Source organism: Neobacillus sp. 204, assembly GCF_046562815.1.
GTDB lineage: Bacteria > Bacillota > Bacilli > Bacillales > Cytobacillaceae > Neobacillus.
The window spans coordinates 526,678-552,888 of record NZ_JBJORY010000001.1 but is presented as its reverse complement, the minus strand read 5'-3'; the positions used below and the strand labels follow the sequence as shown (position 1 = coordinate 552,888).

Annotated in this window: 25 protein-coding genes; all 25 read right to left on the bottom strand. The window is 38.4% G+C overall.

Annotated elements, in window-relative coordinates:
- Positions 1-35: 35 nt before the first annotated feature.
- The 25 genes from ACJ004_RS02800 to rimP all read right to left on the bottom strand — a co-directional run bounded on the left by ACJ004_RS02800 (position 36) and on the right by rimP (position 26,054).
- Complete coding sequence (locus ACJ004_RS02800; protein ID WP_410891007.1) at positions 36-1,118, bottom strand: BMP family lipoprotein; 1,083 nt, start codon at positions 1,116-1,118, stop codon at positions 36-38.
- A gap of 85 nt (positions 1,119-1,203) precedes the next feature.
- Positions 1,204-1,929, bottom strand: coding sequence for a GntR family transcriptional regulator (locus tag ACJ004_RS02795; RefSeq protein ID WP_410891006.1), 726 nt, complete (start codon positions 1,927-1,929; stop codon positions 1,204-1,206).
- Positions 1,930-2,390: 461 nt separating this feature from the next.
- Positions 2,391-4,742, bottom strand: coding sequence for a DNA translocase FtsK (locus tag ACJ004_RS02790; protein ID WP_410891005.1), 2,352 nt, complete (start codon positions 4,740-4,742; stop codon positions 2,391-2,393).
- A gap of 132 nt (positions 4,743-4,874) precedes the next feature.
- Entirely contained in the window at positions 4,875-5,111 is a 237-nt protein-coding gene (locus ACJ004_RS02785) for a YlzJ-like family protein (RefSeq protein ID WP_410891004.1), read from the bottom strand.
- On the bottom strand, positions 5,108-5,863 hold the full coding sequence (locus ACJ004_RS02780) for a ClpP family protease (RefSeq protein WP_410891003.1): 756 nt from the start codon (positions 5,861-5,863) through the stop codon (positions 5,108-5,110). Before ACJ004_RS02780 ends, ACJ004_RS02785 begins: the two co-directional genes overlap by 4 nt.
- Before the next feature lie 105 nt (positions 5,864-5,968).
- Positions 5,969-7,636: a ribonuclease J gene (locus ACJ004_RS02775; RefSeq protein WP_410891002.1), complete on the bottom strand. Its 1,668-nt coding sequence runs from the start codon at positions 7,634-7,636 to the stop codon at positions 5,969-5,971.
- Positions 7,637-8,025: 389 nt separating this feature from the next.
- Positions 8,026-8,904 carry a 4-hydroxy-tetrahydrodipicolinate synthase gene (dapA, locus tag ACJ004_RS02770; protein WP_410891267.1) on the bottom strand — a complete coding sequence of 293 codons (879 nt, stop codon included), beginning with the start codon at positions 8,902-8,904 and terminating at the stop codon, positions 8,026-8,028.
- 81 nt (positions 8,905-8,985) lie between these two features.
- The gene (dapG, locus tag ACJ004_RS02765; RefSeq protein WP_410891001.1) at positions 8,986-10,230 is read right to left on the bottom strand and encodes an aspartate kinase; all 1,245 of its coding nucleotides are present in this window, start codon (positions 10,228-10,230) and stop codon (positions 8,986-8,988) included.
- Positions 10,231-10,265: 35 nt separating this feature from the next.
- Entirely contained in the window at positions 10,266-11,315 is a 1,050-nt protein-coding gene (asd, locus tag ACJ004_RS02760) for an aspartate-semialdehyde dehydrogenase (protein ID WP_410891000.1), read from the bottom strand.
- Positions 11,316-11,517: 202 nt separating this feature from the next.
- Positions 11,518-12,117 carry a dipicolinate synthase subunit B gene (gene dpaB, locus ACJ004_RS02755; RefSeq protein WP_410890999.1) on the bottom strand — a complete coding sequence of 200 codons (600 nt, stop codon included), beginning with the start codon at positions 12,115-12,117 and terminating at the stop codon, positions 11,518-11,520.
- Positions 12,114-13,016 carry a dipicolinic acid synthetase subunit A gene (dpaA, locus tag ACJ004_RS02750; protein ID WP_410891266.1) on the bottom strand — a complete coding sequence of 301 codons (903 nt, stop codon included), beginning with the start codon at positions 13,014-13,016 and terminating at the stop codon, positions 12,114-12,116. The genes dpaB and dpaA overlap by 4 nt, the downstream gene beginning before the upstream one ends.
- 166 nt (positions 13,017-13,182) lie before the next feature.
- On the bottom strand, positions 13,183-13,425 hold the full coding sequence (locus tag ACJ004_RS02745; RefSeq protein WP_088086400.1) for a YlmC/YmxH family sporulation protein: 243 nt from the start codon (positions 13,423-13,425) through the stop codon (positions 13,183-13,185).
- A 146-nt stretch (positions 13,426-13,571) separates the two neighbouring features.
- On the bottom strand, positions 13,572-14,810 hold the full coding sequence (locus ACJ004_RS02740) for a M16 family metallopeptidase (protein ID WP_410890998.1): 1,239 nt from the start codon (positions 14,808-14,810) through the stop codon (positions 13,572-13,574).
- A 145-nt stretch (positions 14,811-14,955) separates the two neighbouring features.
- Entirely contained in the window at positions 14,956-15,903 is a 948-nt protein-coding gene (locus tag ACJ004_RS02735; RefSeq protein ID WP_410890997.1) for a polysaccharide deacetylase family protein, read from the bottom strand.
- 157 nt (positions 15,904-16,060) lie between these two features.
- Positions 16,061-18,178, bottom strand: coding sequence for a polyribonucleotide nucleotidyltransferase (gene pnp / locus ACJ004_RS02730; protein WP_410890996.1), 2,118 nt, complete (start codon positions 18,176-18,178; stop codon positions 16,061-16,063).
- A 242-nt stretch (positions 18,179-18,420) separates the two neighbouring features.
- Positions 18,421-18,690: a 30S ribosomal protein S15 gene (gene rpsO, locus ACJ004_RS02725; protein ID WP_026566475.1), complete on the bottom strand. Its 270-nt coding sequence runs from the start codon at positions 18,688-18,690 to the stop codon at positions 18,421-18,423.
- A gap of 158 nt (positions 18,691-18,848) precedes the next feature.
- Positions 18,849-19,814: a bifunctional riboflavin kinase/FAD synthetase gene (ribF, locus tag ACJ004_RS02720; protein ID WP_410890995.1), complete on the bottom strand. Its 966-nt coding sequence runs from the start codon at positions 19,812-19,814 to the stop codon at positions 18,849-18,851.
- Between the two features lie 31 nt (positions 19,815-19,845).
- Positions 19,846-20,766 (bottom strand): tRNA pseudouridine(55) synthase TruB, encoded by a 921-nt coding sequence (gene truB, locus ACJ004_RS02715; RefSeq protein WP_410890994.1) that lies wholly within the window; start codon positions 20,764-20,766, stop codon positions 19,846-19,848.
- A gap of 45 nt (positions 20,767-20,811) precedes the next feature.
- Positions 20,812-21,183, bottom strand: coding sequence for a 30S ribosome-binding factor RbfA (rbfA, locus tag ACJ004_RS02710; protein ID WP_026566472.1), 372 nt, complete (start codon positions 21,181-21,183; stop codon positions 20,812-20,814).
- Between the two features lie 17 nt (positions 21,184-21,200).
- Entirely contained in the window at positions 21,201-21,482 is a 282-nt protein-coding gene (locus tag ACJ004_RS02705; RefSeq protein ID WP_410890993.1) for a DUF503 domain-containing protein, read from the bottom strand.
- Entirely contained in the window at positions 21,479-23,803 is a 2,325-nt protein-coding gene (gene infB, locus ACJ004_RS02700) for a translation initiation factor IF-2 (protein WP_410890992.1), read from the bottom strand. Before infB ends, ACJ004_RS02705 begins: the two co-directional genes overlap by 4 nt.
- Before the next feature lie 19 nt (positions 23,804-23,822).
- Entirely contained in the window at positions 23,823-24,125 is a 303-nt protein-coding gene (locus ACJ004_RS02695; RefSeq protein ID WP_410890991.1) for a YlxQ family RNA-binding protein, read from the bottom strand.
- Between the two features lie 8 nt (positions 24,126-24,133).
- Positions 24,134-24,406, bottom strand: coding sequence for an RNase P modulator RnpM (rnpM, locus tag ACJ004_RS02690; RefSeq protein WP_335495516.1), 273 nt, complete (start codon positions 24,404-24,406; stop codon positions 24,134-24,136).
- A gap of 19 nt (positions 24,407-24,425) precedes the next feature.
- The gene (gene nusA, locus ACJ004_RS02685; RefSeq protein WP_410890990.1) at positions 24,426-25,547 is read right to left on the bottom strand and encodes a transcription termination factor NusA; all 1,122 of its coding nucleotides are present in this window, start codon (positions 25,545-25,547) and stop codon (positions 24,426-24,428) included.
- Between the two features lie 36 nt (positions 25,548-25,583).
- Entirely contained in the window at positions 25,584-26,054 is a 471-nt protein-coding gene (gene rimP / locus ACJ004_RS02680) for a ribosome maturation factor RimP (RefSeq protein WP_410890989.1), read from the bottom strand.
- Positions 26,055-26,211: the final 157 nt, after the last annotated feature.

The window sequence follows — 26,211 nt, the reverse complement described above, 5'->3', positions numbered from 1 at the left end:
AGCAGCTAATAGATCCCGCTTATTCCTCACAAAAATTATTTTGCACTAAAGTTCTTTAATTCATCACGAGTTCCTGGAACTTTTACAGCACCAGACTTAATCTTTTCAATCCACTCTTTTACAGCAGCTTCAATTGCATCTTTATTGCTAGCTTTGCTATTGATTGGAGCTAAACCAACTCCATCTTCAGCTAAACCGTATAATGCAACCTCGCCACCAGGGAAATTGCCGTCCATTGCTTTTTTAGATAAATCTTGCACTGCTACGTCAACACGCTTAAGTGCTGATGTAAGAACAACATCTGGACCCATGTCATTTTGGTCACGGTCTACACCAATTGCCCAAATCTCTTTACTTGGATCTTTTGCTTTTCTGTCAGTTGCTTCTTTGAATAGACCGTTACCAGTACCACCCGCAGCATGGAAGATTACGTCTGCACCAGAAGAATACATTTTAGAAGCAATGTTTTGACCTAGTTCCGCTTTATCAAATGCACCTGAATATTGAACATCCACTTTAACTTCTGGTTTTGCAGCCTTAACACCAGCTAAGAAACCAGCTTCAAAACGTTCAATAACAGGAATTTCCATCCCACCGATGAATCCGATATGGTTAGATTTTGTTTGAAGAGCTGCTGCTACACCAGCAAGGAAAGCAGCTTCTTGCTCTTTAAAAAGAACGCTTGCAACGTTTGGCTGTTTAACTTCAGCATCGATGATCGCAAATTGAGAATCTTTTTGTTGTTTCGCAATTTCTTCTACAGCAGCCTGCATTAAGAAACCAATTCCGTAAACTAAATCAAAGTCTTGACGGGCAAGTGTATTTAAGTTTGTAGAATAGTCAGCATCAGATTTTGATTGAAGGTAATCGTATCCGCCTTTACCTTTTGATAAACCGTTGTCTTTACCGAATTTTTGAAGACCTTCCCAAGCCGATTGGTTAAATGATTTGTCATCAACACCACCAACATCAGTAACCATTGCTACAGAGAAATCATTTTTCTTTTCTCCACCCTTATTTGTATCTTTGGTTGTGTCATCACTTTTTCCACATGCTCCTAAAAGTGTACCAGCAGCTAGAACTAGTGATAAAGCCGTTCCTATTTTACGCTTTTTCATGGTCTTGACCCCCTATGAATATGGTTTGATTTAGTAAAAATGTTTTTGTAGCAAGACTGATTGCGTTTTCAATTTGGACAAAAAATTAAATTCTTTTCCTTAAAACATGAAAACTAAACTTGTCCGCTTTAAAATAGTTTACCGAAAATAGGATAGGTTCATCCATTTCATCGAAATGCATTTGTTTTAAAACCAACAAAGCAGTTTCTGGTTCACATTCTAGAATTGGGGAAATTTTTTCATGATAGCCTAATGGCTCGATTTGAGCAACCGCGTATGTAATTCTTCGGTTTGATTCTTCTTCCAAAATATGAAAGATAGATTCTTCTGCATGGGAAAATGTTTCTGGCAGAATTCGTTCTGGTACCTTGTCGACACAGTAGACGACGGGTTCCCCATTTGCGGTTCTTACCCTCTCCATCACGAAAATTTCCTCACTTGTAGAACAAGAGAAACGACGAATATCCTCTTCGGTAGGACTTTGTGTTGATGAACTAAGGAAAATCGTTCCTGGTGTCATCCCAGCTTGTGTGATCATAGCAGTTACACTATTAAGTTGTTCAATCCCTGAAGTAAACAAAGGCTGTACGTTAACAAATGTACCCACACCGTGGCGCCTAATGATAACATTCTCTTCTTCGAGTATCCGCAATGCTTCTCGAAGGGTTGCCCTGCTCACACCAAGCTGTTTAGCAAGATCAAACTCTGATGGTAATTTTTCTTTTTCTTTATATACCCCAGTTGCGATATCTTGCTTTAAGCGATCGATCACCTGTAAGTATAAATGCCGGTTATCTGATTTTATAGACATGCTGTATTCCTCCAGCCTTTTCCTTAGACATCAGACATCTGATATCATTTCTACTAATCGAAATTTATATTAACACTTTTTTCTGGATAAATAAATAGCTATTCAAAAATTTGTCGATAAATGGTGGCAGCTTATGTCACAATTATATAAGAGGAATTTTACCTATTTGATATTTTCCGAAAAAAGGTCCATCTGCTCATAAAAATAGCCTATATTATGAGGATTTATTCGCACATAATATAGGCTATTCTTAGTCACAATTAATCATGCAACTTTTTTAAGTTAGGCTCTTTTCGTAAACTTTGTTGCTTTTGGAGCTTATTAAGGGTCAATTACTAAGTTTCTGGGAAATTTTCGCAAATGTTCTTACGAAAATATGCCACGAAGCATAATGTTATACGTGTTGATGGACTTGTACGAAAAACATCAATCTATGCGAAAATAGCCTTAAGTTAAGATAACTATGAACTTTGTTCTTCTTTGTCTATTGGTTTTGACTGTAAAACAGCTCGTGGTTTACTTCCCTCATAGGGACCAACGATACCCCGTGCCTCCATTTCATCAATTAACCTCGCTGCTCTTGTATACCCAATTCGAAAACGTCTTTGTAACATGGAAACAGATGCTGTTTGCATTTCAATGATTAAGTCAACGGCCTCATTATAAATATCATCATCGACGGCACCTGTTACTTCTGGAATATCATCAGGAATCATTTCCTCTTGGTACTGCGCTTTTTGTTGTGAAATAACAAATTCTACCGTATCCTCAACCTCTTGATCTGAGAGGAAAGCACCTTGAACACGCACTGGTTTGGATTCACCAACTGGCAGGAATAACATATCGCCTCTTCCTAACAGTTTTTCTGCACCACCCATATCTAAAATCGTCCTAGAATCAGTAGCACTTGATACCGCAAAGGCTATTCTGGATGGTATATTTGCTTTAATTACCCCAGTAATTACATCAACAGATGGCCGTTGTGTAGCAATGATTAAATGAATTCCGGCCGCACGCGCCATTTGGGCAAGGCGAGTAATCGAATCTTCTACATCTGATGAGGCAACCATCATTAAGTCAGCTAACTCGTCAACGATTACGACAATGAATGGAAGTAACGGCTGTTTATCATTCTCTTCTAAATTATGCTTTTTGACATGATCATTATAGCCCTCAATATTACGCGTTCCCGTATGAGAGAATAAATCGTAACGCCTTTCCATTTCACTTACTACTTTTTGCAACGCTTGTGAGGCTTTTTTGGGATTTGTTACCACTGGTGCCAGCAAGTGCGGAATTCCATTATAAACATTTAATTCAACCATTTTCGGGTCAATCATCATTAATTTCACTTCATGTGGTTTAGCCCGCATTAATATACTTGTGATAATCCCATTAATACAGACACTTTTCCCGCTTCCTGTTGCACCGGCAACAAGTAAATGAGGCATTTTATTTAATTCAGCTAAAACGGCCTCACCAGTAATGTCCCTACCTAAACCGATTAATAGCTTGGAGTCGGGTTTGTCATTTTGGGTAGCTTCTAGTACCTCACGAAGTGAGACCATCGCCACCTCAGAATTGGGAACTTCAATCCCTATCGCCGATTTACCTGGGATTGGAGCCTCAATCCGAATACCCTTAGCAGCTAGTGCTAATGCTAAGTCATCACTAAGACTAACAATTTTACTTACTTTTACACCGACATCTGGGTGAACTTCATATTTTGTTACAGCTGGTCCTAAATGTACTTGGGTTACTCTCGCTTTGACACCAAAGCTTTGGAAGGTTCTCTCAAGCTTTGCTGCATTCGCATGAATTTGTTGATATTCTCCACTTTGATCTGCTTTCTTCGGAAGATTTAACAATCGGAGCGGTGGTAACTCATAGTCAATATTTTCGACTTCTGTAAAGGTGATTGGTGGGATTGGATCGTCATTTTCTTCCTTCGTTCCTTTTCGTTCTTTTGTTTCTTCCGGTTGATTTTTATTCTTCTCATCTTCTTCTACATAGGCCCTATCAGCAAAACTTGAAATAATTGGTTCTGGTGTTCTTATTTCCGCCTGAAGAGACTGAGGTGCTGCAGTTGAGCCAGACCGATCGTTTTGTTCGTGATTTTCCTGTGCTTGTCTACGTTGCGTAGTTCTTTCTGCTTTTTTCTCTTGTTGTTTTTGTTTCCATTCGGTCATATCCGTTTTAAATGCATCCCACTGATTTTTTGAAAAATCAACAAAGACCATCATAATTTTAGCGATGAAATCTCCAAACGATTTGCCAGTTAATAGAATAATGCCAATAAGGATGAAAATAAATGCAATAATTTTCGTACCTGTCTCGGCAAATAGATAATGGAAGAGAGCAAATAACACTGCACCAACCATTCCTCCGCCTAAATCGATGGTGCTTGTTTCACCTCTTAATTCCATCATAAACAATTCCCATGTATTGCTAATCACACTAGGGTCTTTAAATTTTCCTTCATTGGTTAACAAATGAAAAAGGGTTACATGACTTAGAAGTAGTATAGCGGAAGTAATAAAGTACACTCCTACTAATTTGATATGAAAGAAAAAAGGAATACTACGTTTCCACATTAAATAAACGCTTAATACAACTAGCCCAATTAAACTGAGCATATACCATTCTCCCATCCAAAAACGGAAAAAGATAACAGTTGCTTTTCCTACTGCACCGAGTTTTGCAATCGATATAATTGCTACCGCTAAAATAGCCAGTGCAGATAATTCATATTGAACGGTCTTTTTCAAATGGTTATCTCTCTTTTTAGGTTGTCTTCTCTTTTTCTTAGCCATCTAATCACCTTGCTGTTCCATTATGGTATATTATTCCTTAATATATTACATCCTTGAATAAAGGGTAAAAAGGAAGAAAGCAGCCTAACTGGCTGCTCTTGTATCTTCCCCTGATTATACCATATTCTTCTATTACATTGCGGACAATCCTTCTAGGTTTGCGAAAGAAATTTTTGCACCTGGGCATATTTGGTTATCTAAATAATGCTGAGGATCTGTGCTGAGGCATCGAATAACTTGAACATTTTGTCCGTCTATCAACTCTACTAAAAGTGGTATTCCTTGATAACTTACCATTTGTTGATTGCTCGGTGATTCAGTTTGATAAGGGAAAATTAATTCAGGCGGCATCATTGTATATAGAATCATTGGATCAACCCTTCTTCTTTGTCTTTATGAAGTTCAATCAATTCATTTAACTTTTTCATTGCCTGTCCAAGTCCGCCTACTTCATCTATCAAACCTGTTTTTACTGCATCAACACCAATAACATTTGTTCCAATGTCTCTGGTTAAGTTACCTTTCGCAAACATTAAATCTTTAAATGTTTCTTCAGTAATTTTAGAATGCTTCGTGACAAAATTGATTACCCGATCTTGCATTTTATCCATGTATTCGAAGGTTTGCGGCACACCAATTACAAGTCCTGTTAACCTAATTGGGTGGATCGTCATCGTCGCAGTTTCCGCAATAAAGGAATAATTACAGGAAACAGCAATCGGGACTCCAATGGAATGCCCTCCTCCCAACACAATTGAAACAGTCGGCTTTGAAATTGTCGCAAGCATTTCCGATATAGCTAGACCCGCCTCAACATCACCGCCAACTGTGTTTAAAATGATTAGAACTCCCTCTATTTTGGGATTTTGTTCGATTGCAACGAGTTGTGGAATGATATGCTCATATTTTGTTGTTTTGTTTTGTGGTGGTAGAGCTAAATGTCCTTCAATTTGACCAATTATCGTCAAGCAATGGATTTTAGAATCAGTCGATAGCTGTGGTACATTTGTTTGTCCAAGTTGTTGAATTTTTTCTATTAGTGCAGAAGAAGGTTTATCCTCTTTTTGAGGTTCCCCGCCTTCTTGATTTTCACTTTTATTTTGTTGTAAATCGTTATTCATCCTAATACTCCCTTCAAGCATGATATAAGTTAGTATTAGGCTTAAAAGGTAATTTCATGCTTAAAATAAAAAGCACTGGGTTACCAGTGCTCTACGTCTTGAATTCTAGATTTCCATAATGATTGGGAGAATCATTGGTCTTCTTTTTGTCTTTTCATATAAATTTCGATTTAATTCTTCTCTAATTTCTTGCTTTAAACTTGACCACTCAAATGATTCCTTCGCAATATTTCTATCTACAATGTCACGGACTAGTTTTGTTGACTCCTCCATCAATTTTTCTGATTCGCGAACATAAACAAATCCTCTAGATATAATTTCAGGACCAGCTACTATACTCTTGTCTTGTTTTTTTAATGTTACAACGACAATAAGAATTCCATCCTGTGATAAAAGTCTTCGATCGCGAAGGACAATATTTCCCACATCCCCTACACCAATTCCATCGATAAGGATATTTCCAGAAGGAACTTTTCCTGAAATGGCAAGTCTGCCTTCCTTCCATTCAAGAATATCACCACGGTCGGGGATAATAATTTGTTCATCAATAAGTCCACATTCCAAAGCTACTTTTCGATGGGCTTTAAGCATTCGGTATTCCCCGTGTACAGGGACCAAATATTTTGGTTTCATTAAGTTAATCATGAATTTTAATTCTTCTTGGCTGCCGTGACTCGATACATGGATGGTTCTTTTACCTGAAATAACATTAGCACCTGCTCTAAAAAGCATATCAATTGTCTTGAATAAAAATACTTCACTGCCCCTAAGTGGTGAAGCGGCAATTAATACTGTATCGCCTTTTTGGATATTAACCACTTTATCCATTTGCTTCGCCATCTTCTGCAGAGCCTCAATTGGTTCGCCCTGACTTCCAGTCATTAATACGACAATTTCTCGGTCTTGATAATCTTTTAACTCATTGGTAGGTATAATTAAATCCTCTGCCACTTCTAAATAACCTAAATCAAGGGCAATATGATAAATTCTCTCGAGGCTTTTTCCTACGACTGCAACTTTACGTCCGTTCTCTTTAGCAGCATTAAAGATATGCTGGATTCTATTTATATCTGAGGCGAAACAAGCAGCAATAATCCTACCTGGCGCATTATAGAAGGCATTTGACATTTCTCGCTCCACAATTGCTTCTGATGCTGTATAACCAGGTTTTTCAGCTTCTGTACTATCAGACAACAAACATAAAACTCCTTGTTCCCCGATTGATGCCATCTTTCCTATTTCTGGTTTATAAAGCTTTGTAGCAGCCTGATCAAATTTAAAATCACCTGTATAAACGATGATACCTTCAGAGGTATGGATACAGATCCCAACAGAATCAGGAATACTATGATTGGTTTTAAAGAAGCTTACATCCACTGCATCGAGGTTAACTACCGTATCAGATTGCACTTCAATAAAATTGGGCTGACCAAAAAAATCTTGTTCTTTTAGTTTGGCATTGGCAAGGGCTAATGTTAGCTTAGTTCCATAAACAGGTACATCAATTTGACGGAGCACATACGACAATGCTCCAATATGATCTTCATGACCATGAGTTAAGAAAATAGCTTTTACCCGTTCCTTATTTTCTTTTAAATATGTAATATCTGGAATCACGATATCTATGCCAAGCATTTCTTCCTCGGGGAACATTAAGCCGGCATCAATGATAAAAATGTCCTTGTCCACCTCAACAAGATACATGTTTTTTCCGATTTCTCCCACACCACCAAGTGTGATTATCTTAATGGAGTTATTAATTTTTTTTATCAATTTGTAAATCCTCCTATGCTGTACCAAATTTATAATTGAACTCCGAAAAATGTCTAGCTCTAGCTCCGCTAAACCGGGCGCTTCCGCTTTTCTTATTTCCGATCCAAATCAGTTATGATTATTATACTTGATTTTAGAAAACCTTTCCAATATTAAAAGGAATAATAAAAAATGGAATAATAAAAAGCCAACCGAGTAGATCTTTCGGTTGGCTTTAGCTATTTATTTTAACCGTTTTAATAAGGCTCTTTTTGTAAACTTTGTTGCTTTCGGAGCTTTATTAGTGTCATTTACTATGTTTCTAGGCAATTTTCGCAAAGGCTATTACGAAAAGATGCCACGAAGCATATAGGTATACTGGTTGATGAACTTATACGAAAAACAACAATCTATGCGAAAATAGCCTTTAATAAAGTAATTAACGTTGTTCGTTCTTGTTCTGTTAGCCCAACGAGAGGAAGCCTCACTGACCCCACATCTAATCCTGATAATTGTAAGGCTGTTTTAACAGGAGCAGGACTTGGAGCAGCAAATAACCCTTGCATAACAGGGAGGAGAGACTGGTGCAATTTTGCAGCCTTATCATTCTCCCCGCTAAAAAATGCTTGAACCATCTCCTGCAGCTGATTTCCAATCACATGGGAAGCAACGGAAACAACTCCTGCCCCACCAATGGAAAGAACAGGAATGGTCAGACTATCATCTCCACTATATAAAACAAAATCATCATCGGTATTGGCAATGATGCGGGTCATTGCATTTAGGTCACCGCTTGCTTCCTTAACAGCAACAATATTGGCTATCTTTGAAAGTCGAATAATCGTATCAGGATGGATATTAACCGACGAACGGCCGGGTATATTGTAAACCATAACCGGTAAGGAAGTTGCTTCTGCAACGGCCTTAAAATGCTGATACAGACCTTCTTGATTGGGCTTATTATAATAAGGAGCGACAACCATAATAGCATTCACGCCAAGTTGCTCAGCCTTTTTTGTCAATTCAACGGATGCATACGTATTATTGCTTCCAGTTCCAGCTATTACAGGAATCCGCTTATTTACCACTTTAACAACATGATCAAATAATGCCAGTTTTTCTTCCTTAGTCAAAGTTGGTGATTCGCCAGTGGTTCCAGCAACCACAAGGGACTCTGTTCCATTTTCAATCAAAAAATTCACTAATTGCGTGGTCTTAGCAAAGTCAATATGTCCTTTTTTATCAAAGGGAGTCACCATTGCCGTCGATACTCGCCCGAAATGAACCATATTTCTACTCCTCTCAATACCATCAAGCATAATTAAATCCACATTCATCGTAAGGATTTACTATTAATTTGAAGATAACTTTTATAAATCAGTAAGATTAAATTCTACTGATTCATCTTCTAACTGAAAGGCATCGTGAAGGGCATTGACGGATTTAATTAAATCATCCTGCTTTACAAGTACCCAAATCGTCGTATGACTATCTGCAGATTGTAAGATACGAATCCCATAATCCGATAAGGCTGTTACGATTTTGGAGGTAACGCCAGGAACACCGGCAATTCCTGCACCAACAACAGAAACCTTAGCACAATGACGCTCGACATCAGGATCATGACCTAATTCATTTAGAACCTGAATAGCCCGATCCGTCATTTCCTCTGTTACTGTGTAGATTACCCCGTTAGGAGAAATATTGATAAAATCTACACTGATTCCTTCATTGGCCATTGCCTTAAATACTTCAGCCTGCAAGTAATATTGATCCTTTTTGGCAAAGACTTTAATTTGTGTAACATTTGAAACGTGGGCGATACCGGTAACAACTCGTTCCTTGATATCACTGCCACGATTATGTTTATTTAAAGAAGTTACCAACGTTCCTAAATTATCTGAATAGGTGGAGCGAATCCGGATTGGCACTTTTGCCTGCATCGCGATTTCAACTGCCCTTGGGTGAATAACCTTTGCCCCTTGATAAGCCAAATTACATACTTCTGTGTAGGTTACAACCGATAGCGGTCGGGCATTTTCAGCGATCCGTGGATCAGCAGTCATAATACCTTCCACATCAGTAAAAATATCAATATATTCCGCATTAAGGGCAGCTCCTAAGGCAGCTGCTGAAGTATCACTCCCGCCACGGCCAATGGTCGTAACATCGCCATTTTTTGCGGCCCCTTGGAAGCCTGCAACCACAACAACATCATTTTTCTCTAACTCACTAAGCAATCGATCACACTGCATTTCGATGATTTTTGCATTTGTATGATCATTGTTTGTACGGAAGCCTGCTTGTGATCCAGTTAATGAAACAGCATTAATTCCGCTTTCTAGTAACATATTTACAAACACGACACTCGAAATAACTTCACCACAGGACAATAATAAATCATGTTCCCGTTTTGAAATTTTGCTTAAATTCCCACCGATTAAAGAAAGTAGTGAATCTGTAGCATAAGGGTCACCTTTTCTTCCCATCGCGGAGACAACTACTACCACTTTATAGCCATCAGCTAATGCATTCTCGATATGGCCTTGTGCATATTTTCTGCTTTCTTCATCTTTGACAGAAGTACCGCCAAATTTTTGAACAATAATTTTCATGGTGACACCAAAACCTACCTTTTTTTGATGTAACTTTATTTTACAATACCTAATTTCACTAAGCTTTCTGCGATTTGTACAGAGTTCCAAGCTGCTCCTTTGAGCAGATTATCTGAAACAACCCACATATGAAAACCACGAGGTTCATCGATGTCTCTTCTAATTCGTCCGACAAATACATCATTTTTTCCAACGCAATTTGCTGGCATTGGATATAGTTGATTTTCTGGATCGTCCTGTAAAATAACCCCTGGCGCATCCTTTAATAATGCCTTAATGTCATTTGCGCTTACATCATCCGCATCAATTTCAAAATAAACTGATTCGGAGTGGCCAACTGCTACTGGAAGTCGAACGCAAGTAGCTGATACCTGTAGCTCTGGTAAATGCATGATTTTTTTGGTTTCATTAATCATTTTCATCTCTTCAAATGTATAACCATTATCTTGAAATTTATCAATTTGCGGGATTGCATTAAAAGCAATTTGATAGTGATTTTTATCTGATTTCACTGGCAAAATTTTTGGTTCATATGCTTCGCCGTTTAATATTGACTGAGTTTGTTGCATCAATTCTTCAACAGCTGCGGCACCTGAACCGGAAACAGCTTGATAAGTTGAGACAATAACTTTTTTCAACCCGAATTGTTGACGGATTGGCTCAAGAGCAACAACCATTTGAATAGTAGAACAATTAGGGTTAGCAATGATCCCATTATGTTCGTGAAGGTCCGCTTCGTTCACTTCTGGAACAACTAAAGGTGTATTCTCATCCATTCTAAAAGCACTAGTGTTGTCCACCACGATAGCACCACGTTTAACTGCTTCTGGACCAAGTTCCTTTGATACACTGCCACCAGCGCTAAATAGGGCAATCTCAACGCCTTCAAAGCTCTCAGGCTTAGCTTCTTCAATGATGTATTCCTGACCATTCACATCCACTTTTTTCCCAGCTGATCGAGCTGAAGATAATAGGGTAAGTTTTCTGATTGGGAAGTTCTCTTTTATTAATGTTTGTAGCATTTGTTGTCCTACTGCTCCTGTTGCTCCGACAACGGCAACGTGAAATCCATTTTGTTGACTCATTACTATTTTCCCCTTCCATACTCATCGTGTACATAACTGGTCATCATACTTTAAAAGGAAATGGCCCTTATTTAGCATCCAGCATGTTAATAATAATTTTTTTATCTCATCAGTGGGTAATAAGCTTCCCACTGATGATAGAATAATTTATTTTAACATATTCCTTTAAAGAAATAACCTATTTTGATGAATGAAGGAATTATTAGTCAGAATCTTTATACCTCTCAACTAAAACAGGCTGAATTTGGATCCCTTCGATTGCTGCTTCAACTGTTTCTGTGAGCAATGTCATTCTTGCAACCATCGAATTTGGCTTTTTAACGGGGTCATCTTGGCCATATGGAATGAAGTAGATATTCTTCGTAGCCATTAATCTCATTAAATTTACTCCATTTAAACCGAGTGCATCATTTGTTGAAATACCCAGCACCACTGGTTTTAAGTTGCGCAGTGTTGCTTTTGCAGCCATTAATACAGGACTATCATTCATGGCATTGGCAAATTTACTCATCGATACCCCTGTTAATGGAGCAATAACCATACAATCCAAAGGAATCTTCGGTCCGAGCGGCTCCGCTTTAACGATCGAGTCTATGACCTTGTTTCCTGTTAAATCTTCAATTCTTTGGATCCAATCTTCTCCTTTACCAAAACGAGTATCTGTATTTTTAACTGTAAAAGTTACGACTGGCATTACCTCTGCACCGGCTTGAACTAACTTTTCTATTTCTGGGAATACTGCATCGTACGTACAATGAGAGCCGGTTAAGCCAAAGCCAATTCTTTTACCTTTTAAACTCATTTCACTTTCCCCTTTCGCTTTCTTAAATCCTCTTGAAGCAGTTGGGCAAGGACATTGGCCAGAATTTGACCAGCCGTTTTCGGTGCAACAATTCCCGGAAGCCCTGGTGCGAGCAAAGCTTTTACCCCTCTTTTTTCGGCATAACGAAAATCGGTGCCACCTGGCTTTGAAGCCAAGTCAATAATGAGCGTATGTGAAGGCATTTTTGATATAACCATCGCTGTTACGATTAAATGTGGTGCTGTGTTAATTAATATATCGGTGTTTTTCACTTCATTTACCAGGTTATTTAAATGGAATGGAGTTAATCCCATCTCAGTAATCCTAGCTAGATGCTCACTTTTTCTTGCTCCTACTTTTACTTTTGCTCCTAGTGCAGCAAAGGTCCTTGCCACACTCATCCCCACTCTCCCTAAGCCAAGAACAGTAATATTTGACCCATGTATAGTAAAATCAGTGTGTTGGATCGCCATCATAATTGTCCCTTCTACAGTCGGAATGGAATTATAGATGGCCACATCATCCCTTTCAAATAACTGAATAAGAGTCCGTTTGGTTTCCTTAGTAATCCCATTTAAATAGGAGTTACTAATTCCGGAATAAATCGTACAATGTTCTGGTGTCTTTGCAAGCAAATCCGCTGTCAAAATAACCTTTTCATTCGAAAAGATTGTTTCTACCTGTCCTTCTAAATTTGTACCAGGCACTGGCAGGATAAGAGTATCCATATTTGAAAAATCGACTTCATCCAATTTTTCCTTGACCGCACCCGTAAAGGCATGGTCAAGCTGTTCGAAACCAATAAGCGATAATTTCGCATCTAATTCGGTTAACTTGCGGATGATTTCCAGCTGTCTGGCATCCCCGCCAATCACGGCAATCTGCATCCCTGTCAGCATGAAAACATTCACCTTCTTTTTTTAAAAATCCTACTAAGAGATTCCTTTTCTTTATATCACTCCACCATCTTATGTCGGTTCTCTCCATTCGGTGAGTTTTCCATTCGTACTAAATAAAAAAAAGCCCAAGCAAGATAAAACTCGCTTGGGTCAACATTTGTGGTTCCTAATCTTCATCAGGAACATCGATAATGATCATATCAGAGCCTATTTTTTTAATATGCTGCCAAGGAACTCTAATTTCTTCCCCTTGTTTTCGAAATCCAAACCATTTTATAGAAGGAATGAGCAATGCTTGAATTTGGCCTGTTCCCTCATTAATTTCTAAATCTGTTTGCCCGAGTACTCCAAGTCGTTCAGCCTTTTTTACATCCACAATTTCTTTACCACTTAATTCACTCAATCTCACGTGCAAAAGCCCCCCTTCCTTTCCCCTTACTATAAGTTTATAAGAGGAAGTCCATATTTAGACTAAGAAAAGCTAGAAGGACTTAGAAGATGGAGTTTCCACTATATAAAAAGAGGTATCCATTGGAAATGGAATACCTCTTAATTTTATGCAAGTTTATTGGGAAATTCTCCGTCTGGGCTGATTAAAGTAATGGAATATTTATCAGTAAAGATATTTCTAGCCATTTCATCGACACTGTTCTTGGTAACCATATCAATTTGATCAATTATTTCATCAAGCGAACGATGTCTTTTTAGTAAAAGTTCATTTTTACCATTACGGCTCATCCGGCTATTTGTGCTTTCGAGACTTAACATCAAGCTGCCTTTAAGCTGTTCTTTACTATTCGTTAATTCCCTTTCCGTAATCCCATCTCGCTTCAATGTATTAAGTGTTTCTTGGATGGTTTCAAATAATACATTCAGTTGTTTCGCACCTGTTCCACCATAAACTGTCACAATCCCACTATCTTGGTAGGCAGAATGGTAAGAGAAAACAGAGTAGGCTAAGCCCCTTTGCTCTCTAACCTCCTGGAACAATCTTGAACTCATACTTCCGCCTAATATATTATTTAAAGTAATTAAGCTGTAGATGTCTTCGTGCCCCACCTTTAATCCTTCAAAACCTATACATAAATGAGCTTGTTCTGTGTCTTTTTTCCGCGATATTTGATTCGAATGAAAGGTAGGAATATTTTCAACAGGCTGATTATTAGCACCTGTATAGGATCCAAAATATTTTTCAACCTCTTTAATAAACGCATCAGAAACATTACCAGCAATTGAAATAACTACATTTTCTGGCGTATATCTTTCATGGATATATTCTTTTAATGTTTCTCCAGTAAACGTATTTAAGATTTCTTCCGTGCCTAGGATGGGATATCCAAGTGGATGGTCACCAAAAACAGCTCTGCTTAATAAATCATGAACGATATCATCTGGAGTATCTTCATACATTTTTATTTCTTCTAAAACTACATTTCTCTCTTTGTTTAATTCCTCTTCAACAAATGTTGAGTTAAAGAACATATCCGCAAGCACATCTAATGCAAATTGGGAATGTGTATCAAGGACTTTAGCATAATAGCATGTATATTCCTTAGACGTAAACGCATTCACTTGTCCGCCAATGCTATCAAAAGATTCGGCAATTTCCTTCGCCGACCTAGTTGTGGTGCCTTTAAAGAACATATGCTCAAGAAAATGGGAGATACCATTGTTTTGCGGATTCTCATCTCTAGAGCCAGTACCTATCCAAACACCTATTGCTACCGAACGAACGGTATGAATATTTTCTAACACAATTCTTACTCCATTTTGGCATGTGTATTTATTAATCATCGACTTCCTCCAGTCTATACAGTGAAACTACAATCAGTGGGGGTCTTTCTTCCCATTCAAAGCGGGATAAACAAACGCTTCTCCAACTATCATTATACTTATAATAGTATATTTTCTCCAATTTTCAGGATTTCTTTCCCGATTATTATTGCTCTACTCTTTCTTCGCTCATTAACTCCGAAACTGTACCAATTTTTAAGTTTTTTTGCTTAATTTGCGTTATTAAACGATCAAGTGATTTCGCCGTAGATTCTGTTGGATGCATAAGTACCATCGCACCATTATCAATTTTTGACATAACACGGGTTATGAGCGCATCGGGGGTTGGTTTTCTCCAGTCAACCGTATCAACCGTCCACATAACCGTCATCATATTTAATTCATCGGCCACTCTTACCGTTTCATCACGATAACTGCCACTTGGCGGAGCAAACCAAATACATTTTTCACCTGTAGCTGCTTCGATAATTTCATTCGTTTTCACGATTTGATCTCTGGCTCTTGCTGCTGTTAATTGCTTCATATCTGGATGAGAATAGGAATGATTGCCGACTTCATGACCTGAACTGACAATCATTTTGGCAAGATCCGGATTTTTTTTCACCCAATTCCCTTCCAGAAAAAAACTAACAGTTATATTATGTCTTTTAAGGGTTGCAAGCATTTGTGATAAATATTCATTTCCCCACGCCACATTAATAATAAATGAGACCATTGGTTTATCAGGGTGACCTTTGTAAATAGGGGATGGCGGTAAATCCTTAAGGTGAACTTTGGGCTTTGTCTCAGTAAAAACAAGTTTCTTCTCATTAAAGACGCCTTTGTTTTTCATATTTTTATATGATGCAGCAATATCAACCTTTCGCCCATTATAGCCAGGAATAGCTTTCCAGACCCTATCAATCGTCGCATCTTTTGGCGGTATTTCATATGTAGGGGCATTTTTGATAATGCTTTGATAAAGAGGGTCTGACTGTTTTGCTGCTGGCAGAGATGATTCTTTTGTAAGAGTTAAGTATTTGTTCACAAATGGATTACTTACTGCGATCCATCCTGCTAAACAAATAACAATTATGATAGAAATCTTTTTCATCTAACTTTCCCCCTTTCCATACAGATTATGTATAAAAGGGACAAGGTAGAACTGTGGGTTCACCAATACAACTTGTTCTAAAGTTAAAAGATTAAGGAACATCTTTACATATGGAAAAAGCCAGGGTAGGTACCCTGACTTTCTATTTAGATTCTAATTATTTGTTTTCTTCAGCTTTTTCACGCTGTTCTTTTAAGACTGCTTTTCGGGAAAGATTTACACGACCCTGTTTATCAATTTCAGTTACTTTGACTAAAAGTTCGTCCCCGATTTTTACAACGTCTTCCACTTTGCCAACACGTTCTTCGGCAAGTTCAGAAATATGAACGAGTCCATCTTTTCCAGCAAAGATTTCGACAAAGGCTCCAAATTTTTCAATTCGTTTTACCTTACCAAGGTACATTTCGCCTACTTGTACTTCACGAACAATATCTTCAATGATTTTCTTTGCTTTTTGGTTCATTTCTTGATTAGTTGAGGCAATAAATACAGTACCATCCTGCTCAATATCAATCTTGACACCAGTTTCTTCAATAATCTTATTGATTTGTTTTCCGCTAGGTCCAATAACATCACGAATTTTATCTGGGTTGATTGTCATTGTTAAGATTTTCGGCGCAAACTGTGAAAGCTCTGTTCTTGGTTCAGAAATCGTAGCTAACATTGAATCCAATATATGCATTCTGCCAACTTTTGCCTGTAGAAGGGCTTCTTCTAAAATTTCACGGGAAAGACCTTCAATTTTAATATCCATTTGAAGTGCAGTTACCCCTTTAGCTGTACCGGCTACTTTAAAGTCCATATCTCCAAGATGATCTTCCATTCCTTGGATATCGGATAACACGGTATAGTGCTCGCCTGATTTTACAAGCCCCATTGCAATTCCGGCTACAGGAGCTTTGATCGGTACACCTGCATCCATCATCGCTAAGGTACTAGCACAAATACTAGCCTGTGAAGTCGAACCATTGGATTCAAGCACTTCAGATACAAGGCGAATCGTGTACGGGAAATCCTTTTCAGACGGAACAATTGGTTCAAGAGCACGTTCTCCAAGTGCACCATGACCAATTTCACGACGACCTGGACCACGAATTGGACCTGTTTCGCCCACACTGAACGAAGGGAAGTTATAATGGTGCATAAAACGTTTCTCTTCTTCAATGCCAAGACCATCAAGAATTTGGACATCACCCATTGCACCAAGAGTACAAATGCTTAGGGCTTGTGTTTGCCCGCGTGTGAAAAGACCTGAACCGTGCGTACGAGGTAAAATACTAATTTGTGAAGAAAGCGGACGGATTTCATCAATTTTTCGGCCATCTGGTCGAACCTTCTCAACAGTAATTAAACGGCGGACTTCACCCTTAACAATCTTGTCCAATATTTGCTTAACTTGTTTCAAATCTTCATCTGTTGCTTCTTGTTCTTCATATTTAGCAATAACTCGATTTTTCACCTCTTTAATGGCGTCTTCACGGGCATGCTTCTCTTGAACCTGAATGGCACTTACCATATCAGCCTCACACATTCCCCTAACTTCTGCCTCGAGGTCTTTATCAATTTCATAAAGAGATATTTCTCTTTTTGGCTTGCCAATTTCAGCGACGATTTTTTCTTGGAATTCAATCAGACGCTTAATTTCATCATGACCAAACATAATGGCTTCAAGCATAGTTTCCTCAGGAACCTCTAAAGCTCCTGCTTCTACCATGTTGATTGCATCTTTCGTACCAGCAACAGTTAAGTGAATATCACTTTTTTCAGCTTGTTCAACAGTTGGATTAATAACAAATTCATTGTTAACCCGCCCAACAACAACACCAGCAATTGGTCCCTCAAATGGGATATCCGATGTACTTAGTGCTAACGAAGAACCAAACATTGCGGCCATTTCTGTCGAACAATCCTGATCCACACTCATGACAATACTAATCACTTGAACATCATTACGGAAACCATCAGCAAAAAGCGGTCGAATTGGTCTGTCAATCAGTCTGCTTGCTAAGATTGCTTTTTCGCTTGGACGACCCTCACGTTTAATAAAGCCGCCAGGGATTTTCCCAACAGCATACAAGCGTTCTTCATAGTTTACTGTTAATGGAAAAAAGTCTAAATTTTTAGGTTCCTTTGAAGCAGTTGCTGTACTTAATACTGCTGTATCCCCATAGCGAACTAGGACTGCACCGTTTGCTTGTTTAGCTAATTGTCCAATTTCGACAGTTAATTTACGACCTGCCCAGACCATGGAATACTCTCGTTTCAATTGTTCCATTTTTTTACCCCTCTCTATCTAAATCACTTAGGAGGATGATGCGAAAATTTCTATTTCGCTGTACTCATCATTCTAAATCAAACTAATATTAAAAAGCCTAGAAAAGCTTATGATATCAATACAAATCACCTTAATAGTATGCACAAAAAGTCCTGACTTAAAAATATGTATAAAAAATTCTTTAGTGAGCTGTCTACTTTTTAAACCTAATAAAAAAGCGGGAATAATCCCGCTTCTGTAAACTAACGACGTAGGCCAAGCTTATTAATTAACACACGGTAACGTTGAACATCTTTGTTACGTAGGAATGTTAAAAGATTACGACGTTTACCAACCATTTTCAAAAGACCGCGACGTGAGTGGTGATCTTTCTTATGAGTACGTAAGTGCTCATTCAAATTGTTGATTGATTCTGTAAGGACAGCGATTTGAACTTCTGCAGATCCAGTGTCGCTTTCATGAGTTTTAAACTCATTGATAAGTTCATTTTTACGTTCTTGAGTGATTGCCATCCGGATTCACCTCCTAAATTTTACAAATCCCCTGGTACCGAGCAAGCGTTGGTGATTCGTCTTGCCAAGTAGAGGTTATTTTTAATACGTTAATAAGAATACAACTTTTTACACCAAAAAGCAAGGCTATAACGAAGTTTATTGAGGAAAAACACCTTTTAAAGACTAGAATTAGGAAGATTGTCTAAATTTCTAAAATACTTGAGTGAATTTTGCTTATCTCGTTCAATTTGTGCGACAAGCTCTTCAATTCCTGAAAATTTTTGTTCATTTCGTAAGTGGAGACGCCATTCAATGGTCACTTCTTCACCATAGATGTCCTCATTAAAGTCAAATATGTGTACTTCAACGGAAGGAAGGATGGATTCCTTGTTAAATGTAGGTTTATAGCCTATATTGCATACTCCATTATACCATTGTGAATGTACTTTCATTCTTACTGCATACACACCGACTGGTGGAATAATATACTCGTCTTTTAAATCGACGTTCGCGGTTGGAAAGCCAATCGTCCTGCCCCGTTTATCACCATGAATAACGATGCCTGATGTTGTATAATATCGGCCTAAAAGTGAATAAAGTTCGTTGGTTCTACCGTCCTTAATCAGAAGACGAATTCTAGTTGAACTGACCTTTTCGTCACCTTCTGTAAACTTTGGTACAACAGAATAAGAAAATTTATCTCTAGAATGAAATGGTAAGGTCTCCATTGTTCCCTTTCCCATTCGCCCATAGGTAAAATCAAAACCAGCCACCACATGCTTTACATTCAATCCAATCACATATTGGTCAATAAATTCCTGTGGCAGCAAATTAGCAAATTCCACGCTAAAATGGATTATAAATAAATAATCAATCCCTAATTCTTCGATACTTTTGATTTTATCTGCTAATGGGCTAATATATTGAATCTGCTTATTAGTTTTTCCTAATACCACAGACGGATGGGGGTCAAATGTCATGACCGCACTGCAAATTCCTTTTTCTTCTGCTTGTTTTTTAGCCTCAAGAACTACCTGTTGATGGCCTCGGTGAACACCGTCGAAGTAACCCAATGCCATTGCCAGGGGTGGATATTCATTACTTGCAACATTAAATGGAAATCTAAGCCTAATTACTTCCAAAAGAAACTCACCTTTTCTATACCGTACCTTTTTAATCTAAATCATTTCGTAACACTTTAACTGGTTTTAAGAGGTCAGGCTTATTAGGATGCTTTGAATAGATAGCAAGAGCCAGGCCATCAGCAGTTTCAGCGATTATCGGTCCGTTACTGGTTTTTAAGTGTTCAGGTATTTGTAATAATGCCCCATTTTTCACTTTCTCTGCTACTTTATCATTAATTTGCAGTTTCGGCAAATGAGAAAGTGCTGTTTCTAAAGGCCTTAATACACTCGAAATGGTCCCTGCTTCCATATGTTTTTCAATCTCTTCGAACGTCAAACAATCCTCTAATGAATAGGTTGCCGATTGAACTCTTTGTAAGTAAGACATATGTGCTGGGAAGCCAAGCATTTCACCAATCATTACCGCTAAGGTTCGAATATAGGTTCCTTTACTACAACTAACTTTAAACTTAAATTTTATGGTATCACCAGTAAATTCAGATCGATCATCTAATAACTCTATGGAATAAATCGTTACCTTCCTAGTTGGCCGTTCAACCTCAATCCCCTTCCGCGCATATTCATACAAACGGACCCCGCCAACTTTTACTGCTGAAAACATTGGTGGTGTTTGTTCAATTTCACCAGTTAATGACTGAAAAACATTGAGTATTTCTTCTCTCTGAATAATCCTGGTTACTGGCTTTTGTTCAACGGTTTCACCTGAAGCATCTTCTGTGGTTGTGGAATACCCAAGGGCTACTTCACCTTCGTATGCTTTACCAGCTTCCGTTATGTATTCGGCAACTTTAGTTGCTTTTCCAATACAAATAGGAAGAACTCCTGTGACGTCTGGATCTAAGGTACCCGTATGTCCAACTTTTTTGGTTTTTAATATTTTTCGTAACCTAAAGACACAATCATGAGATGTTAAGCCTGCAGGTTTAAATAAAGGTAATATCCCTTCCATTTTATACCTCCTATCAAAAAAAAGGATAGACGTAAGTCTATCCTGTTATTCTTCTTCTCTTTTTTCTAAAGGCTTTTCATCTTTATGCAATTGATGAAGAAGCGTATCGATTCGATTTCCATAATCGATGGATTCATCCCATTCAAAGATGATTTCTGGTGTTTTCCGAAGGCGAATACGGTGGCCAATTTCGGTCCGTATAAAGCCTTTGGCCTTGGCCAGACCTTTTAAAGTATTTTCCCTTTGCTCTTCATCACCTAATACGGAAATATATACTTTGGCTTGTTGTAAATCACCTGTCACTTCAACATCGGTTACTGTAACAAAACCAATCCGAGGATCTTTAATTTTACGACCGATGATGTCACCAAGTTCTTTCTTCATTTGTTCTCCGACACGATTTGCTCTGTGGCTCATCACATTCACCTCTTAACTTAAAGCCATTCAATCTCGGTGATCGTTCTCTCTATTTCTGGAAAGGAGTCGATAAATTTTAAAGCATTATTCAACTCATGTTCCGTGTTAACCCGAGTGGAAGTAACGACAACGATAGCAATTTTTGTCCGTTGCCATACATCCCGAAAACCAACTTCTGCAACAGAAACATTAAATTTCTGTTTTAAACGAGTTAGGATTCTTTGCAGAACTGCTCGTTTCTCTTTTAAAGAATGAGCATCATATATCATACATTCACATTCGGCTACACCGATGATCATTTCCGTTCAATTTCTTCCATTACATATGCTTCAATGATGTCTCCTTCTTTAACATCATTAAAGTTTTTAATGGTAATTCCGCATTCGTACCCTTGTGCTACTTCTTTTACGTCATCTTTAAATCGTTTTAAGGCATCAATATTACCTTCAAAAGTGACAACACCGTTACGAATTAAACGAATGCCGCTATCACGGGTAATTTTACCATCCGTAACATAAGACCCAGCAATTGTACCAACCTTCGATACCTTGAAAGTCTGGCGGATTTCTGCCTGACCAATAATCTTCTCTTGGAATTCAGGATCAAGCATACCTTTCATAGCAGCTTCAATCTCTTCAATAACTTTATAGATAATGCGGTGAAGACGAACATCGACTTTCTCCGCTTCTGCTGCACGTTTCGCATTAACATCTGGACGAACATTAAATCCAATAACGATTGCATTTGAAGCAGCAGCTAGACTAATATCCGATTCATTAATGGCACCTGCACCACTATGAATAATCTTAATATTGACACCTTCAACATCTATTTTTTGCAATGAAGCAGCAACGGCTTCAGCAGACCCTTGAACGTCCGCTTTAAGGATGATGTTTAAATCCTTCATTTCACCTTGCTTTAATTGATCAAAAAGCGTTTCTAGACTAACAATGGATTTTTCACCACGTTGGGCTACCAGTGCTGTTTGAGCTCGTGATTCTCCAACTTGACGTGCAGTTTTTTCGTCTTCAAACACAACGAACCGATCTCCAGCTTGTGGCACGTCATTAAGTCCAGTTATTTCAACAGGAGTTGAAGGACCTGCCTCTTTGACACGGCGTCCTTTGTCATTCACCATTGCACGGACACGACCAAAGGTATGACCAACAACAATTGGATCACCAATTTTTAGTGTACCGTTTTGGACTAGTAAGGTTGCAACGGATCCACGACCTTTATCTAATTGTGCTTCGATAACAGTACCAACGGCTTTACGATTTGGATTCGCTTTATATTCTTCTACTTCACTAACGAGTAAGATCATTTCTAGAAGGGTGTCAATGCCTTCTCCCGTTTTTGCAGAAAGTGGTACAAAGATAGTATCTCCACCCCATGCTTCTGATACTAATCCATGTTCAGTCAACTCTTGCATTACACGGTCAGCATTTGCAGCTTCTTTATCCATTTTATTAACTGCTACAATAATTGGAACCTCGGCAGCTTTTGCATGGTTAATCGCTTCAACAGTTTGCGGCATAACACCATCATCTGCAGCTACTACAAGGATGGTAATATCAGTTATTTTAGCACCACGTGCACGCATTGTCGTAAAGGCAGCGTGTCCTGGTGTATCAAGGAAGGTAATCTTTTTCCCGTTTTCAACCACTTGATAGGCACCAATATGCTGGGTAATTCCCCCCGCTTCACCTTCTGTTACCTTTGTGTTCCGGATAGAATCGAGCAAGGTTGTTTTACCATGGTCAACGTGACCCATGATTGTTACAACAGAAGGTCTTTCCACTAAAGCTTCCTCTGTATCTTCAGTAAAGTATACTTCAAGATCAGTGGTATCCACTTTAATTTCTTCTTCAACCTCAACACCATACTCACTTGCAATTAATTCAATTGCATCTTTATCTAATACCTGGTTAATGGTTGCCATTACTCCAAGTAAAAAGAGCTTTTTAATAATTTCAGAAGGCTCACGATAAATCTTTTTCGCTAATTCACCCACTGTTAAAGATTCACTGAAAGTAATTTTCGCTGGAAGTTCTTTCTCTTTTTTCTTCTGAGGTTGGGCTTGTTGAACTGGTGTATGAGTCTTTTTCTTATTTCTATTATTATTATTGCGATTTTGATTATTATTATAAGGCTTGGCCTTTGCTTTATCAGCATTATTGAAGACTTTATTTTCTTTGGATTGGGATTCCTGGTTCTGCTTTTTGCCTTCTCCTGATTTTGGAGGAGAGACCACTTTTACTTTTGTTGGAGCAACATTATTATCCGCCGCTTCCTCAAATGCCTTCGCAGTTTTGGTTTGCACTTGCGGTCTTTGTGCAGACTGAGCAGGTCTTTGGTTTTGACGCTGCTGCTGCTGCTGACCTGGGCGTGAGTTAGTTCGTTGTGACTGCTGTTGTCCATTTTGTCTATTTTCTGGTTTTGACTGTGGTGTCTTGTTATCCTTTTTGCTGAATGTTGCGTCAAGCTTTTTAACGTCTGCGTCTTCTATTGTTGCCATATGATTAGAGACCTCTATGTTCATTTCTTTTAGTTTTGTGATGATTTCTTTACTTGAAATGTTGTGCTTTTTTGCATACTCATATACACGTATTTTACTCATCTTTTCACCCCCGCTAGATTTAATCGAGCAACGTTACCATTTTTTTTGCAAATCCTTCATCCAGTACAGCTACAACAACGCGGGCTTCCTTGCCAATCGCTTGGCCAAGAAGATGACGATTTTCCACAAGTTTATATGGAATCTGATAAGAATTACACTTATCAGTAATTTTTTTTGTCGTATTTTCAGAAGCATCTGCGGATAATAAAATGAGTCGTGCTTTTCCGCTTTGAATCTGCTTCACGGTTAGCTCCTCACCTGATATGATTTTGCGTGCTCGATTGGCCAAGCCAAGTAATGACATCCATTGATTTTGTTTCATTTGGATAGTCAATTCTCCTTCTCTATAAGCTCAAGTAGCTCTTCGTATAACGAATCATTTATAGAAACCTGTAAGTGATTAGATAGGGTATTTTTTTTCTTGGCAAGTAAGACAGCTTCCTTGTCCTTTGAAAGGTAGGCACCCCTTCCGGATTTCTTACCCGTCAGGTCAATGGATACATCCCCTTCTTTTGAGCGAACGATGCGAACTAGTTCTTTTTTCGGCTTCATTTCGCCGGTTGCTACACACTTGCGCATAGGAACTTTTTTCTTAGGGTTCACTCATCATTCACCTCACTTTTTAGTCCAACTCTTCTTCATAATCAAATTCATTTTCAACTTGATCATCAAAAAGCCTAATGGTTTCTTCACGCGGATAGATTCCAATTTCACGTGCTTCCGTTTCTGATTTAATATCAATTTTCCAGCCTGTTAATTTCGCTGCTAAGCGGGCATTTTGTCCACGTTTACCGATTGCCAATGACAGTTGATAATCAGGAACCACAACAGTGGTAGCTTTTTCATTTTCATTAACCATTACATCTAACACTTTAGAAGGGCTAAGAGAATTTGCCACAAAAACAACCGGGTCTGCTGACCACTTAACAATATCTATTTTCTCACCTTTTAATTCATTGACTACAGCTTGGACCCTTGCCCCTTTAGGTCCAACACAAGAACCCACTGGGTCTACCTCAGAATTATCAGAATGAACGGAGATTTTCGAACGATCTCCTGCTTCACGGGCAACAGATTTAATTTCTACAGTTCCGTCATAAATTTCCGGGACTTCAATCTCAAACAGACGTTTTAGGAGGCCTGGATGTGTCCGTGACACGAATATTTGAGGACCTTTGGTCGTTTTTTCAACTTTTGTGATAAATACCTTGATTCGGTCATGCGGTTTATAACGCTCATTAGGCATCTGCTCATTCACTGGAAGTAATGCCTCAATTTTACCCAGGCTTACATAAATGAATTTGGAGTCCAATCTTTGGACGATACCAGTCATAATATCTTCTTCACGGTCAATAAATTCTGAATAAATAATTCCGCGTTCAGCTTCTCTAACACGCTGGGTTACGACTTGCTTAGCTGTTTGAGCTGCAATCCGTCCAAAATCTTTAGGAGTGACTTCCATTTCAACAACATCTTCAACTTGATAATTGGGTGAGATTTGTCTAGCATCCTCGATGGAAATTTCAAGACGTGGATCAAATACTTGATCGACCACTTCTTTTCTAGCAAAAACACGCATAGACCCTGTCTGTAAATTTAAATCAATCCGAACATTCTGTGCCTGATTAAAATTACGGCGATATGCCGAAACAAGTGCTGCTTCAATGGCTTCAATGATAACTTCTCTGGAAATACCTTTTTCTCTTTCCAGTATAGTAAGAGCATCTAATAATTCGCTGCTCATCTTTGTGTATCCCCCTATCCTATTCCTATAATATCATTACGAAAAAGTAACAGCTAAACGTGCATTGGCCACCTTTTCATAGGGAATTTCAATCGTCTTTTTTCGGGTCTTTATCTTCATTTCAATCTTTAAATGTTGTCCATCAAATTCTAATAAGGCCCCTTCGAAGCTTTTTTCCCCATCGATTGGTTCATAAGTTTTGATAAAGACGTTTTTTCCGATTGCTTTTTGGAAGTCTTTATCTTTTTTTAATGGCCGCTCCGCCCCAGGTGAAGAAACTTCAAGAAAGTAGTTATGGGGAATCGGATCGAGCTCATCTAGTTTTTCGCTGAGTTTTTCGCTAACGAGTCCGCAATCTTCAATATCAACACCGTTGTCTTTATCGATATATACGCGTAGAAACCAACTTTTCCCTTCCTTCACATACTCAATTTCCACCAACTCTAAACCAAGTTCTTGAAAAATAGGTGTAGCTAGCTCTTCTACAACTTCCGTTACCTTGCTCATGCTTTACCTCCTTTTCCGAATTATTTCACCCATATTGTATGTAGTTCACGGAAAGTTTTATCAAGTTACTAAAAAAATCTCATGAGTTTCAACTACTAATCCCATCAAATAGAAGGACTATTATGAGCGTTCCGCCCCTTGTCACTCAGGAAAAAAG